At 72.1% G+C, this 13836-nt stretch carries 10 protein-coding genes; 4 read left to right on the top strand and 6 right to left on the bottom strand.

Going from position 1 to position 13836, the window contains the following annotated elements; genetic code table 11:
- The coding region (locus AOK23_RS05795; protein WP_206336124.1) for a hypothetical protein at positions 1–529 on the top strand (529 nt) is incomplete at its 5' end.
- A 25-nt stretch (positions 530–554) separates the two neighbouring features.
- On the opposite strand, the gene AOK23_RS05790 is transcribed toward AOK23_RS05795, so the two are convergent.
- Positions 555–2495 (bottom strand): amylo-alpha-1,6-glucosidase, encoded by a 1941-nt coding sequence (locus AOK23_RS05790; RefSeq protein WP_055711661.1) that lies wholly within the window; start codon positions 2493–2495, stop codon positions 555–557.
- Positions 2492–3979 carry an MGH1-like glycoside hydrolase domain-containing protein gene (locus AOK23_RS05785; protein WP_079049314.1) on the bottom strand — a complete coding sequence of 496 codons (1488 nt, stop codon included), beginning with the start codon at positions 3977–3979 and terminating at the stop codon, positions 2492–2494. The genes AOK23_RS05790 and AOK23_RS05785 overlap by 4 nt, the downstream gene beginning before the upstream one ends.
- A gap of 229 nt (positions 3980–4208) precedes the next feature.
- Between AOK23_RS05785 and AOK23_RS05780 the strand changes: the two genes are divergently transcribed.
- The 3 genes from AOK23_RS05780 (at position 4209) to AOK23_RS05770 (ending at position 9202) form a co-directional block, all read left to right on the top strand.
- On the top strand, positions 4209–5408 hold the full coding sequence (locus AOK23_RS05780; RefSeq protein WP_055711663.1) for an ROK family protein: 1200 nt from the start codon (positions 4209–4211) through the stop codon (positions 5406–5408).
- A 430-nt stretch (positions 5409–5838) separates the two neighbouring features.
- A complete protein-coding gene (gene ppdK / locus AOK23_RS05775) occupies positions 5839–8586 on the top strand; it encodes a pyruvate, phosphate dikinase (protein ID WP_055711660.1) in 2748 nt (915 codons plus the stop codon).
- A 238-nt stretch (positions 8587–8824) separates the two neighbouring features.
- The gene (locus tag AOK23_RS05770; protein WP_055711659.1) at positions 8825–9202 is read left to right on the top strand and encodes a hypothetical protein; all 378 of its coding nucleotides are present in this window, start codon (positions 8825–8827) and stop codon (positions 9200–9202) included.
- On the opposite strand, the gene AOK23_RS05765 is transcribed toward AOK23_RS05770, so the two are convergent.
- The 4 genes from AOK23_RS05765 to AOK23_RS05750 form a co-directional block, all read right to left on the bottom strand.
- Positions 9183–10670, bottom strand: coding sequence for a condensation domain-containing protein (locus AOK23_RS05765; RefSeq protein WP_055711658.1), 1488 nt, complete (start codon positions 10668–10670; stop codon positions 9183–9185). The genes AOK23_RS05770 and AOK23_RS05765 overlap by 20 nt on opposite strands.
- A gap of 35 nt (positions 10671–10705) precedes the next feature.
- Positions 10706–12004 (bottom strand): glycosyltransferase, encoded by a 1299-nt coding sequence (locus AOK23_RS05760; RefSeq protein WP_079049313.1) that lies wholly within the window; start codon positions 12002–12004, stop codon positions 10706–10708.
- 100 nt (positions 12005–12104) lie between these two features.
- Positions 12105–13262 carry an alkaline phosphatase PhoX gene (locus AOK23_RS05755; protein ID WP_055711656.1) on the bottom strand — a complete coding sequence of 386 codons (1158 nt, stop codon included), beginning with the start codon at positions 13260–13262 and terminating at the stop codon, positions 12105–12107.
- A gap of 196 nt (positions 13263–13458) precedes the next feature.
- Positions 13459–13836, bottom strand: a 378-nt coding sequence (locus tag AOK23_RS05750; protein WP_169800276.1) for a sensor histidine kinase, incomplete at its 5' end; no start/stop codon positions are given.

The following is a 13836-nucleotide window of genomic DNA, read 5'->3' as shown; positions in this document are numbered from 1 at the left end:
CTTGTCCTCCCGGGCCAGCCATGACGTCGTCTGGCTGGCCCGGGAGGACAAGGAGTCCGCGAAGGGCCCGCCCGCCGGGCGGGGCGCGATCGGCGGCCGGTGCGGTGGCCCGTACGTCTTCGACTGGGCCCGCGAGGCCACGGACGCCGAGTGGCGGCAGGCGAAGGAGACCCTGTGGCGGGGCCGGGCCCGCGCCCTGTGCCGGGCCTCCTCGGGCGACCCCGTCGGAGCCGCCCCCGCTCTCCTCGCCGCCTACGACGGCCTCGCCCGCCTCCAACTCGCGCGCGGCTGCCGCCTGCTGACGTCCGGCCGGGTCGCCGTCACCGACCGCCTCCACGGCCATGTCCTCGGTCTGCTCCTCGCCCTGCCGCACGTCCTCGTCCCCGACCGCTACGGCAAGATCCGCAGCTACTGGGACACCTGGACCGCCCACCGGCCCCCGACCGCACCGGGCGCGACCGTGGCCTGGGCGGGCACGGAGGCGGAGGCGAGGGAGACCGCGGGCAGGCTGCTGGTGGACCTGCCCTGAGGGGCGGTGAGGCAGGGGGCGCGCCCTACGCGCCCCCGACGGCGGTCAGCAGGGCCAGCGGCGCCGCCGCCGACCGGGACTCCCGCACACACGCGTGCGGATACGGCACCGGCTCCGGATGCGTGTCCCTGCCGTACCCGGCGAGCACCTCCGGCAGCCGGTGCCCCATGGCCGTGGCCGCGTCCACCAGCCCGCCCGCGACCGTGCGGGCCTCGTCGTGCAGCCCGTACCGGGCCAGCCCCAGGGTGATCAGCGCGTTGTCGTGCGGCCAGACCGAGCCCCGGTGGTACGACAGCGGATGGAACGCCGGCTGCCCCGAGGCCAGCGTCCGCACGCCCCACCCGGAGAAGAAGTCCGGTTCGAGCAGCCGCCGGCCGACGGTCTTGCCGTACTCCTTGTCCAGCAGCCCCGACCACAGCAGATGCCCCGCGTCGGAGGCGAGCGCGTCCGTCCGGCGGCCCTCGCTGTCCAGGGCCAGCGCCGGGAAGTCGTGCTCCGGCATCCAGAAGTCCCGCTGGAAACGGTCGCGGAGATCACCGGCGGCCTGCTCCAGGAGCGCCGCGTAGACCTCGTCCTCCCAGACGGTCCGGGCCAGCGCGGCGGTCCGGCGCAGCGCGTCGTACGCGTAGCCCTGGGCGCCCGCCGCCATCACCGGCCCGGCCGGCGGGCGGCTGCCGTCGGCGGAGCAGATCGCGCCGGGGGAGTCCTTCCAGTTCTGGTTGGACAGCCCGCCCTGGTCGGCGCGGTACACGAGGTAGCCGCGGGAGGTGAGGCCGCCGTGGTCCAGCATCCAGCCGATCGCGGCCCGCGCCTGCGGCTCCAACCGCCGGGCCAGGGTGACGTCACCGGTCTGCTCCACGTACGCGCCGAGCAGCACGAGGAACAGCGGGGTCGCGTCGACCGAGCCGTAGTAGCGGGCGTACGGCACCTGCCCGAAGTGGGCCAGTTCGCCGTGGCGCACCTCGTGGACGATCTTGCCGGGCTGGGCGACCGCGTCCACGCCGACCTCGGCGGCCTGGGTGGCGGCGAGCGCGAGGAGCGTGGCGGCGGCCGGTTCCGGGCGGTAGGGCAGGGTGAACAGCGACGTCAGCAGCGCGTCTCGGCCGAGGAGGGTCAGGAACCAGGGCGCCCCGGCCGCCGGTACCCGGAGGTTCTCGCCGTCCGGTCCGGTCGCGGGGACCTGGAGCGCGGCGAGATCGGCGAGGCCCCGCGCGCAGGCCGCGGCCAGCTCCGGCCAGCCGGTCGGGAAGGCGACGCCCTCCATGAACTCGCCCTCGGAGGCGAGGACCTGGTGCGTCACGGCGGCCGGGGAGGCCGGCACGCGCAGGGGCCGCCGGTCGCCGTGCGGGCGGGCCATCACCCGCAGGGTCAGCTCCACCGAGCCGTGCGGCTCCAGGTCCAGCGCCCAGACGAGGCGTCGCGCTCCCGTCCCCGTCTCCTCCACGGCGTCCGGCGCGGGCTCGGCCGTGACCGTCGTGCAGGACCGCCACTCACCGCGCCGGTAGCTGAACTCCACCCCGTCGTCGAGGACCTCACGCCTTCGGACGGCGCCGGTCTTGGCGTACGTACGGAAGTCGGAGCGCAGCTCGAACTGGTCGGTGAAGTCGGCGTCCACGGTGAGCGCGATCCGGACCGTCGTCGGCACCGGACGGTTGCTGGTGACGCGCAGCGCCTCGACGAACGCGCTGTCGGAGACGGCCTGCTCCCGGAAGAGCGTGTACGCGGGCGGTTCCTGGCGCCCGCCCCGGGGGACGAGCACGCACCGCGCGGTGTCGCCGTCGCCGACCGGGGTCAGCGTCTCGGGGACGGCGCCGTCGACGGTGAGCTGCCACCGGCTCAGATGCCGTGCGTCCCGTACGAACAACCCGTCCGGGGAACTGCCGCCCCGCCGCCCGCTGATGTCGCCGCCGTCGCCCACGGCGGCGAACGTGCCGCCGCGTACGAGCAGGTGATGCCGGTCCGTCATCGCCGGTCCCCTCCCTGGTCACTCATGTCGCACGTATCGAATCCGGCCCGGTCGTCGTGGTGCCGGTCGTCGTCGCGGTCCGGTCCGTCGCCGCTTCGGCGGCCGTGGTCGTCCTGGTGCAGCAGATCGAGGGCGAGCGCGGCGGTCCAGCTGAAGCCGAGGGCGCCGCAGGGCTCGCCCGTGTACGGGTCGACGTACTCGGCGAAACCGGAGGCGCCCGCGGTCTCCAGCAGCGCCGTCCGCAGCGCGTCCGCCCGCCCCAGCTCCCCGTGGAGCCTCAGGCCCCGCTCCAGCATCCAGTTGGTGTTGAACCAGGCTGGGCCCCGCCAGTACCGGTGCGGATCGAACGCCTCGCCCAGCAGGTCGTACGACGGCACGAGCCGGGTGGTGTCCCCGAGCCCGAAGTGCGGTCCGTGCGCCGTCCGCACGAGGGCGGCGACGATCTCGCGGGGCAGGCCGGGCACGAGCAGGGGCAGCAGCCCGGAGACACCGCGCTCGGGGACGAGGCCGCCACCGATGACGTCCCGGCACAGGAACATCTCCTCCGCCGGGTCCCACAGCCGCTCCACCAGGGCCGCCGTCAGCCGCTCCGCGCGGGCGTCGCGGGCCGTGCCGGTCGCCCCCAACTCCGCGGCGATCCGGGCCAGGGCGTGCTCCGAGGCGATGAGCAGGGCGTTGAAGGCGGGGTCCTCGACGGCGAACTCGCCCCGCCCGTCGGCGTATCCCCCGTCCCGGTAGTCCGTCGCCAGCCGCACGTACCGCCCGTAGTCCAGATCCGTCGGCCGGTCCTCGGCCGCGCCGTGGTCGAGGTCGGCGCGGCGGAAGGAGCGCGCCGGGGCCGGGGTCACCCGGGACAGGGGCGCGTCCCAGGCGGGGCTGTTGTCCATGCCCTGCTCCCAGGGGTGGACGACCGAGGCCAGCCCGCCGCCGCCCAGGTCCCGGCGGTGCAGCAGATAGCGGTGCCAGGCGGCGAGCCGCGGGTACACCCGGGGCAGGAAGCCGCGGGCCCGGGAGAGCCCGGGGTCGGAGCGGTGCACCAGCCACGCGGCCAGCGCGTGCACCGGCGGCTGCACGATGCCGGAGGTCTGGGCGGTGCGCGGGGCGCCCGCAGCGCGCCCCGCGGTCGAGGAGCGCCAGAAGTCGGGGCTCGGGAAGTACGCCTCCAGCGGCACCGAGGGGTTGAAGACGATGTGCGGGATCCGTCCGTCCCCCCACTGCGCGTCGAGCAGGGTCTCCAGCTCGGTCTGCGCCCGCAGCGGTGACAGATGGCGCAGCCCGATCGCGATGAACGCCGAGTCCCACGACCACTGGTGGGGGTACAGCCGGCGGGAGGGGACCGTGGACGTCCCCGTCCAGTTGCCCTCCAGCACCTCGGCGGCCCCGCGGTGCAGCGATCCGCCCAGGATCCCCGGATCGTATACGGCGCCTTCATGGCGGACGCCCGTGCCTGGTCGGCGGGCTGTGAGCTGGGTTGTGCGATCCACTCAGGGCTCCCCGAGGACAAGGTGCCGACCGGTTCGGCAGTAGGTACCGTAGGGTTACGTCTATTTAACACGCAAAACTCAATATGTAATGCAGAGTTGGTGAACGCAAGAGGGTGAGCGCAAGCGGTCGCGCGGAACGGTCCGCGCACGATCGCGCAAGCGGCGCGTCGTCGGCCCGCCGGGGCGGGGATGATCGGGTGAGGGACCGCGCGAACGGGAGGTCGTGAAGGTGGGTAGTCACGCCGGTGCAGGAGATCTGCTGGAGTTGGTCCGCAGCGGCCGGGCCACCACCCGTGGCGCGCTCCAGCAGGCGACGGGCCTGTCCCGGGCCACGGTCGGCCAGCGCCTCGACCGGCTGTTCCGCGCGGGCTGGCTCCGCGAGGGTGCAGGCGGCCCGGTCGGCTCCCCGCTGGGTGGACGCCCTTCCATCACACTGGAGTTCGACGACGAGCACGCGGTCGTCCTCGCCGCCGACCTCGACACCCGCCACGCCCGCGCCGCCGTCCTCTCCCTCACCGGCGAGATACAGGCCGAGCACACCGGCACCCTCGTCATCGAGGACGGCCCCGAGGCCGTCCTGGACGGCCTCGGGCGCTGGTTCGCCGAACTGCTGGAGAAGGCGGGCCAGTCGGCCGACGCGGTCTGCGGCATCGGGCTAGCCGTGCCCGGCCCGGTGGACATGGACACCGGTCGGGTGGTGCAGCCGCCGATCATGCCCGGCTGGGACGGCTACGACATACGCGGCAGACTGGCCCGCGCCTTCGCCGACCACGCGTCCGGCCCGCCCGGCGTCCCCGTCCTCGTCGACAACGACGCCAACCTCATGGCGTACGGCGAACAGCGCACGGGATACCCGGACTGCTCGGCGTTCGCGCTGGTCAAGGTGTCCACGGGTATCGGCGCCGGCGTGGTGGTCGGCGGCTCGATCTACCGGGGCGTCGACGGCGGCGCCGGCGACATCGGCCACATCCGGGTGCCCGACGGCGCGGACGCCCAGTGCAAGTGCGGGTCCTACGGCTGTCTGGCGGCGGTCGCGAGCGGCGGCGCCGTCGCGCGGCGGCTGAGCGAGACAGGGGTTCCGGCGGCCTCCGGCGCCGATGTGCGCGATCTGCTGGTCGCCGGGCACCCCGGCGCGACCGCCCTTGCACGGGAGGCGGGCCGCTCCGTGGGCGACGTCCTGGCGACGGTGGTGACCCTGCTGAACCCCGGCGTCCTGATGATCGCCGGGGACTTGGCCGGAACCCCCTTCCTCACGGGCGTGCGCGAACTGCTCTACCAGCGGGCGCTGCCGCGCTCCACGGCCCACCTCGACGTCGTCACCTCCCGGCTGGGGGAGCGGGCGGCGTTGGTCGGAGCGGGCGCCCTGGTCGTCGAGTACCTGTACGCGCCCGAACGAGCGGAGGAGCGGCTCGCCGCCCTGGGGGTGTGACGGGTGGGTCCGCCGGGCGTGTGACAGGCGGGTTTCCGTCCCGTGCGGCGGTCCGCATGGTGAAATCCCGGCCTCCGTGAACGCGTGATTCTCGCCACCCCTGATAAGGGTTGCGCTCAGATGAGCGGATCTTGGGCGGTTCCGGGTCTTCAAGGGGTGGCACTCAGTGCCACCCCTTGATCGTTCATCGCGCGAACTCAGACGTGTTGAATGCCGCTCATCTGAGCGGATATTGCGGGTCCCGAACCATGTCGCCTTCAAGAGGTGAACACATCAGCGCCCAACACCTTGCCAAGCCTTGACTTTCGATCTGCTGGCGGACGGGTGGTTACAGGCGCATGACGCACAAGTGGACGTACCCAGGAGCCTTCGATCTGGGTATGTTCCTCGCCGTCAGGGCAGCCACCGCGTCCTCAAGGAGTTGGGACCTGTGTCGGAAAACAAAGATCCCCACGTAGGCCACGTAGCTCAGAGCGTTGAGGGCGTGAAGTTCGTCTATGACTTCACCGAGGGCAACAAGGGCCTCAAGGACCTCCTCGGTGGCAAGGGCGCGAACCTCGCCGAGATGACCAACCTCGGTCTTCCGGTGCCTCCCGGCTTCACCATCACCACCGAGGCCTGCAAGGTCTACCTGGACAGCGGTGACGAGCCCGCGGCACTGCGTGACGAGGTGAGCGCCCATCTGGAGGCGCTCGAGAAGCGCATGGGCAAGAAGCTCGGCCAGGCCGACGACCCGCTCCTCGTCTCGGTCCGTTCCGGCGCCAAGTTCTCCATGCCCGGCATGATGGACACCGTCCTGAACATCGGCCTCTCCGACAAGTCCGTGAAGGGCCTCGCCGACCAGGCCGGCGACGAGCGCTTCGCCTGGGACTCCTACCGCCGGCTCATCCAGATGTTCGGCAGGACCGTCCTCGGCGTCGACGGCGAACTCTTCGAGGACGCCCTCGACAAGGCCAAGGAGACCAAGAACGTCACGGTCGACACCGAGCTGGAGGCCGCCGACCTCAAGAAGCTCGTCACCACCTTCAAGAAGATCGTCAAGAAGGAGGCCGGCCGGGACTTCCCGCAGGACGCCCGCGAGCAGATGGACCTGGCCATCAAGGCCGTCTTCGACTCCTGGAACGGCGACCGCGCGAAGCTCTACCGCCGCCAGGAGCGCATCCCGCACGACCTCGGCACCGCCGTCAACGTCTGCTCCATGGTCTTCGGCAACCTCGGCCCCGACTCCGGCACCGGCGTCGCCTTCACCCGCGACCCCGCCTCCGGTCACCAGGGCGTCTACGGCGACTACCTGCAGAACGCCCAGGGCGAGGACGTCGTCGCGGGCATCCGCAACACCGTCCCCCTGGCCGAGCTGGAGTCGATCGACAAGAAGTCGTACGACCAGCTGATGCAGATCATGGAGACGCTGGAGAACCACTACAAGGATCTCTGCGACATCGAGTTCACCATCGAGCGCGGCCAGTTGTGGATGCTCCAGACCCGCGTCGGCAAGCGCACGGCGGGTGCGGCCTTCCGGATCGCCACCCAGCTCGTCGACCAGGGCCTCATCGACGAGGCCGAGGCGCTCCAGCGCGTCAACGGGGCGCAGCTCGCGCAGCTGATGTTCCCGCGCTTCGACGAGGAAGCGAAGGTCCAGCAGGTCGGCCGGGGCATCGCCGCCTCGCCGGGCGCGGCCGTCGGCAAGGCCGTCTTCGACTCGTACACGGCCGTGAAGTGGTCCCGGTCCGGTGAGAAGGTCATCCTGGTCCGCCGGGAGACCAACCCCGACGACCTCGACGGCATGATCGCCGCCGAGGGCATCCTGACCTCGCGCGGCGGCAAGACCTCCCACGCGGCCGTCGTCGCCCGCGGCATGGGCAAGACCTGTGTCTGCGGCGCCGAGGAGCTGGAGGTCGACACCAAGCGCCGCCGGATGACCGTGCCCGGCGGGCACGTGGTGGAGGAGGGCGACCTCATCTCCATCGACGGCTCGTCCGGCAAGGTCTACCTGGGCGAGGTCCCGGTCGTCCCGTCCCCGGTCGTGGAGTACTTCGAGGGCCGGATGCACGCCGGCGCCAACGACGCCGACGAACTCGTCGAGGCCGTCCACCGGATCATGGCCTTCGCCGACCGCAAGCGCCGGCTGCGGGTCCGGGCCAACGCCGACAACGCCGAGGACGCGATGCGCGCCCGCCGCTTCGGCGCCCAGGGCATCGGACTGTGCCGCACGGAGCACATGTTCCTCGGCGACCGGCGTGAGCTGGTCGAGCGGCTGATCCTGGCCGACACGGAGACGGAGCGCGAGGAGTCCCTGAAGGCGCTGCTCCCGCTGCAGAAGCAGGACTTCGTCGAGCTGTTCTCGGCGATGGACGGGCTGCCGGTGACGATCCGTCTCCTCGACCCTCCGCTGCACGAGTTCCTGCCCGACATCACCGAGCTGTCCGTCCGTGTCGCCCTGGCGGAGTCCCGCCAGGAGCCCCACGAGAACGAGCTCCGTCTCCTCCAGGCCGTGCACCGGCTGCACGAGCAGAACCCGATGCTGGGTCTGCGCGGCGTCCGCCTCGGCCTGGTCATCCCCGGCCTGTTCACCATGCAGGTGCGGGCCATCGCGGAGGCGGCGGCCGAGCGGAAGAACGCCAAGGGCGACCCGCGCGCCGAGATCATGATCCCGCTCGTCGGCACGGTGCAGGAGCTGGAGATCGTCCGCGAGGAGGCCGACCAGGTCGTCGCGGAGGTCGAGGCGGCGACCGGCACGCAGCTGAAGCTGGCCATCGGCACGATGATCGAGCTGCCGCGGGCCGCGCTGACCGCCGGCCAGATCGCGGAGGCGGCGGAGTTCTTCTCCTTCGGCACGAACGACCTCACCCAGACGGTGTGGGGCTTCAGCCGGGACGACGTGGAGGCGAGCTTCTTCACGGCCTACCTGGAGAAGGGCATCTTCGGTGTCAGCCCGTTCGAGACGATCGACAAGGACGGGGTGGGCTCCCTGGTGAAGCTGGCCGCCGAGGCCGGCCGCGCCACCCGACCCGACCTCAAGCTCGGCGTCTGCGGCGAGCACGGCGGTGACCCCGAGTCGGTCCACTTCTTCCACGAGGTCGGTCTCGACTACGTCTCCTGCTCCCCGTTCCGCATCCCGGTGGCCCGTCTGGAGGCCGGCCGCGCGGCGACACAGTCGGAGGGCAGCGACCACCGCTAGCGAGCACCGCGAGGCATCCGCCTCGCATCCCGGACCCCGGAACCGCCGCTTGTCCCCGACCGACCCTCACCGATGGGCGGCGGTTCCGGATCACGAAAAGAGGGCGGCACCCCGTGCGGGGGGTGCCGCCCTCCACGTGTGAGGGAAACTCCGTGGCCCGTGGGGCCGGGCTGTCGGTAGCGTCGGGGGCTCCGCCGACCGCGCTCCGGCAGTCGGCCCGCCCCCGAAGGTGAGTTCCGTGAGTACGCCGCGCCCGACGCCGTACGAGACGCCGTCCGGGACGACCACGCTGTGGCGTCCCACCGGCCCCGACGAGCTCGCGCTGGTGCGGGAGTCGGGGTGGAGTGCCTGGCCGCCACGCCTTCCCGAGCAGCCGATCTTCTACCCCGTGCTCAACGAGGACTACGCCGTGAGGATCGCGCGGGACTGGAACGTGAAGCACAGCGGGGCCGGCTTCGTGACCCGGTTCGAGGTCGAGACCGGGTTCCTGCGCCGCTACCCGGTGCGCCAGGCCGGCGGCGAGACGATCCTGGAGCTGTGGGTGCCCGCCGAGGAGCTCGACGAGTTCAACGCGCACATCGTGGGCCCCATCGAGGTCACTCACGAGTTCCGCTGAGCCGGCCGTCCCGTGAACGGGACGGCCGGGGGATCGGCACGGGCGACGCGGCCCCGCCCCGCCCGTCGCCGATCTCCCGCAGCACCCCCACGAGCGCGTCGTTCAGCGCGTCACTGATCTCCTGTGCCTCGGGTGTCTCGACGTGCAGCGTGTTGACGTACAGGCCCTCCGCCGTCCGGTGGAACCAGTGGCTGACGCCGTTGCCGCGGGCCGCCCACACATGCAGCTTCGGGTTCCACAGGGGGTGCCGCTCCCCGCCGGGAGTCCTGCGGAAGTCGATGTACGAGAAGAAGTTCACGGCGAACGGCCAGTGGTGCAGGGAGAACGCCTCCGGTGCGAGCAGCTCCCAGGCGCGTACGAAGGGGACGCCCACGTGCCGCTGCATCTCGGTGTACGCGGCCCGCGCCCCCGCCATGGTGGCGGCGTGGTCCCCGACGCCCTCCTCGCGCCCCTCGCCCACCTCGAACTCGATGGGCATCGTGTTCACGAACCAGCCCACGGAGTGCTCCCACGCCGGCTCGCCGCGCTCGCTGACCGGCAGCAGCCCCCGGTACGCCGTCGGGCCGCCCAGCCGGCGCTGCGCCGTCGCGGCCGCCGCCAGCACACCGGTGAAGACACTGCCGCCCGCCGCACGGGCACCCGCCGCGAGGGCGTCCGTCCGGGCCGCGTCCAGCAGCCGGTGGCTACGGTTCACCAGAGGGTACAGGCGGTCGTCCGGCACGCCGATGTCGAAGGGGAACCGGGGGAAGAACCCGCCGTTGGAGGCGATGAAGCCCTTCCAGTACGCCAGCCGGTCGTCGTCGGGCCGCAGGGACGACCAGCGGCGGCGTTGCGCGTCCCCGAAGGTCAGATAGCTGGCCACGGGCGGCAGCTCGGGGCGACGGCTGCCCGTGAGCGCCGTGTACGCCGTCTGAATCTCGTTCACCACCACGGGCATCGACATGCCGTCGCACACGATGTGGTCGAAACAGAGATAGACCGTCGTATGGGACTCCCGAACCACGGCACCCATCAGGAACAGCGGCCAGGACAGTGTGTCGAGGCTCTTGAACTCCTTGTCCAGATGGGTGTGCAGTTCCTCCGCGGTGTGGAAATGGCCGACCTCCTCGGCCTCCAGGGAGATGGACTCGGGGGAAAGGGCCGTGCAGTTCAGATCACCGGCCAGTCGCTGGAATTCACAGCGGAGCACCTCATGCCGGCGCACGAGGAGGAGGAAGGCGGATTCCAGTGCCGTGATGTCGAGCGGACCGTCGATCTCGAAGGTGACGGTGATGGAACTGGCGATGTCGTCTCTCGTGCTCCGCGTCGCCTGGGACGACGAATGGTGCTTGTCCTGGTTGAAGGAGGCGGACGTGAACGCGACGGCCTGATTCTCCTCGCCGGAAAGGGGGGAGTGCTGGGTGCGCAGGGACCAGGACAGCACGGTTCCGGGCGCGATACGGGCTTCGGTGAAAGGAATCTGCAGCACTCCGGGGCTCTCTGTTCGTATGCGTGGGGGGAGGGTCAGATCAAGCGGCTCAGGAGGGAGTTCACCGCCGTGTCGACGCCGTCCTCGGAGCGGATCACGGGGGCCATCTCCGTCGCCCGGTGCCGCAGTCGGCGGTCCTCCACCGCCCGGCCGATCGCCTCCGCGAGCCGTGCCGCCGTGAGGTGCCGGGCGGCGAGGGGGGCGGGTGCCACGCCCAGCGCCCGCATCCGTGCGGACCAGTGGGACTGGTCGCCCATGTGGGGGCAGAGGACCTGGGGGCGGCCCGCGGCGAGGGCGGCTCCGACGGTGCCGGGGCCGCCGTGGTGGACGACCGCCGCCGTCCGCGGGAGGAGCCAGTCGTGCGGCGCCTCCCTGATCGTCAGGACGTCCCGTGCGGGGGGACCCGGCTCGATGCCGCCCCACCCCGTCGCGACGACGGCACGCACCCCCGCGAGGCGTACCGCCTCCGTGACCAGGGCGTTGTTCCGGCGCGCCCGGGTGCCGGTCATGCTCCCGAAGCCGATGTAGACGGGCGGCTCCCCCTCGTCCAGGAACCGGGCCAACTCCGTGGGCGGCGTCCAGTCGGGGCGCCGGGGCAGGAACCAGAAGCCGGTGGTGTGGACGGCGTCGCCCCAGGCCGGGTCGACGGGTGTCACATGCCGGCTGAACGACTGCAGAACGGGCCGCCGTTTGCCCTCGGGGTCGCGCAGCCACCTCCGGGCGCCGTGTCGGCGGGCCGCGAGCCCCAGTTCCGTGGTCCGCCAGCGCTCCACCTCACGGGAACGCTGGGCCGCCGTCACCACGGCGTAGGTGCTGCGGTTCAGGAAACGGGGCACCCTCGGCAACGGCATCAGCGGGCAGGGGAATTCATCGGTGGGAATCCAGCCGGGCTGCAGGGCGACGACGACGGCCGGCACGTCCAGCATGTCCGCCACGTGCTGGGCGGGAAACGCCGCCGAATGCACCACCGCCGCCACATCCCCGTGATCGTGGGCGATAGCGGCGACATCCCGCAGCGAGGAAATCATCAATTGCTTGAGACGGGCGACCGTGCGGGCTGCCGCGATCTTCCCGCGTACTCCCGACAGTCCGCCATCGATGATCCGGCGGGTTTCCGGCTCGTCGAGAATCCGGGTCGGGCCGTCGTCGATCACCGCGAAATCCACCCCGTACGCGGCGGCTTCCGACGCGTAGGACGGCGGGGCGGCCAATAACGGGTTGTGGCCGTGGCGACGGAGCGCCACGGCCAGTGCGAGGAAGGGTTGTACGTCCCCGCGAGTACCGCATGCCGCGAGGAGAACCTTGCGCGGGCGGACGCCGACTCCGGGGCTCACCGGCCCCGATTCTTTGGGCAAGACCACGCGCAGAACCTAGCAGAAGGGAAATCGAACGAGTTTGGCGTGGAAAAGGGTTCGACATTCCCTCGGGAATTACTCAGGTGCGGAACGGTCCCGTCACCTCGTACGTGATGCCGCCCGACGAACTGCCGCTGGTGCCGCGCTGGCTGGAGAAGTACAGCCGGCGGCCGTCGGGGGAGAAGGCCGGTCCGGTGATCTCCGAGGCGGACTGGCCGTCGACGCGGAGGAAGGGGGCGACGATGTCCTCCGGGGTGATCACGCAGATCTCCATGTTGCCGCCGTCCTCCGCGACGAACAAGTCGCCGGAGGCCGTGCCGGTGACGTTGTCGACGCCGGTGAGCGGGGCATTGCCGCCGGTCACCAGGGAGTCGTCATAGGCGAGTTCGATGGTCTGCGCGGCCGCGTCGTACTGCCAGACGCGGTTGTCGCCCTTCGTCGTGAACCAGCAGGTGTCGTCGGCGTAGTAGCAGCCCTCGCCGCCGTTGAAGCGCTTGGCGCCGGACACCTGGTTGCGGGTGGCGGTCGCGCCGGACGGGTCGGGGACCCTGGCCCAGGTCACGGGGCCGCTGGTGCCGGTGCCGGCCACCATGACCTCCAGCGTGCCCGACGACAGATCGCCCCAGGTCGTCGGCCGGAAGCGGTAGAAGCAGCCGTCGGTGACGTCCTCCGTCATGTAGACGACCCCGCGCGCCGGATCGGCGGCCGCCGCCTCGTGCTTGAACCGGCCCATCGCGTCCCGGCGCACCGCCGCCTTCACGCCCCACGGGTCGGTCTCGTAGACGTATCCCCGGTCGACCTCCTCGCAGGACAGCCAGGTGTTCCAGGGCGTCTTGCCGCCCGCGCAGTTCGTCCGGGTGCCCGAGAGGATGCGGTACGCCGAGGTGACCGTGCCCGTCGAGGAGAACCGCACCGCGCTCGCACCGCCGGACGGGCTGATCTCCGAGTTGGAGACATAGATCCAGCCGCTGCCGTCCGTGTAGCAGGCTCCGCCGTCGGGCGCGTTGTGCCAGGTGTACGACGTGCCGGGGACCCGCTGGCCGGAGCGGGCGACGACCCGGCTGGTGAAACCGCTGGGGAGCCTGATGCCGTTGGCGTCCGGCGCGCCGAGCGCACCGTACGGGCCCGCGCCGGGCTGGGCGGGCGCGGCGTACGCGGCGCCGCGCCACAGGGTTCCGCCGAACGCGGTCGAGGTGCCGCCGAGGACGGCCGCGCGTAGCAGGGTACGACGTTCCACTGTCGCTCCAAAGGTGCGTTGACCGGCCCGCCTGCCGGTCGGCGGCGGGGTCGCGCGGTGACGGAACTTAGGGGAGCGTGATTGACGGGGCATGGACAATCAATGACCGTGCGGAGGCGTTCTCGGACGGCCCGCCCCGACGGGGCGGGGGCCGCGGTCGCCGAACGACGCGCGCCCCCGAGCCGGGGGCGCGGGCTCACGCGGGCAGCGGCGGCGCCTCGCGCCTGCGCGGACCGGGACGCGTACCGAATCCGTGGCCGCCGGACGGGACCGGCGGTTCCGCCGAGGGCAGGCGGACGACGGCGTCCAGACCGCCCGTGGCCGCCTCGTGGAGCGTGACCTCGCCGCCGCTGGCGTGCGCGAGCCGCTGGACGAGGGAGAGACCGAGACCCGTGCCGCCCTTGGGGGCGCCGGGGGCGCGCCAGAAGCGGTCGAAGGCACGGGCCCGCTGCTCGGCCGTCATCCCGGGCCCCTCGTCGGTGACATGGAGGTCGACCCAGGCGGGCCGGGCGTCGCGCAGGCTCCGTCGGGCCGGGACGAGGAGCCGTAGCTCCATGGTGACCGTGCTGCCGGA

The sequence above is a fragment of the Streptomyces torulosus genome, assembly GCF_001419765.1.
Taxonomy (GTDB): domain Bacteria; phylum Actinomycetota; class Actinomycetes; order Streptomycetales; family Streptomycetaceae; genus Streptomyces; species Streptomyces torulosus.
This window is presented reverse-complemented; position numbering and strand designations above follow the sequence as displayed.

Bases quoted from the DNA above. Each gene is read 5' to 3' on its own strand.
- AOK23_RS05790 (WP_055711661.1), bottom strand. From the start codon at position 2,495: ATGACGGACCGGCATCACCTGCTCGTACGCGGCGGCACGTTCGCCGCC.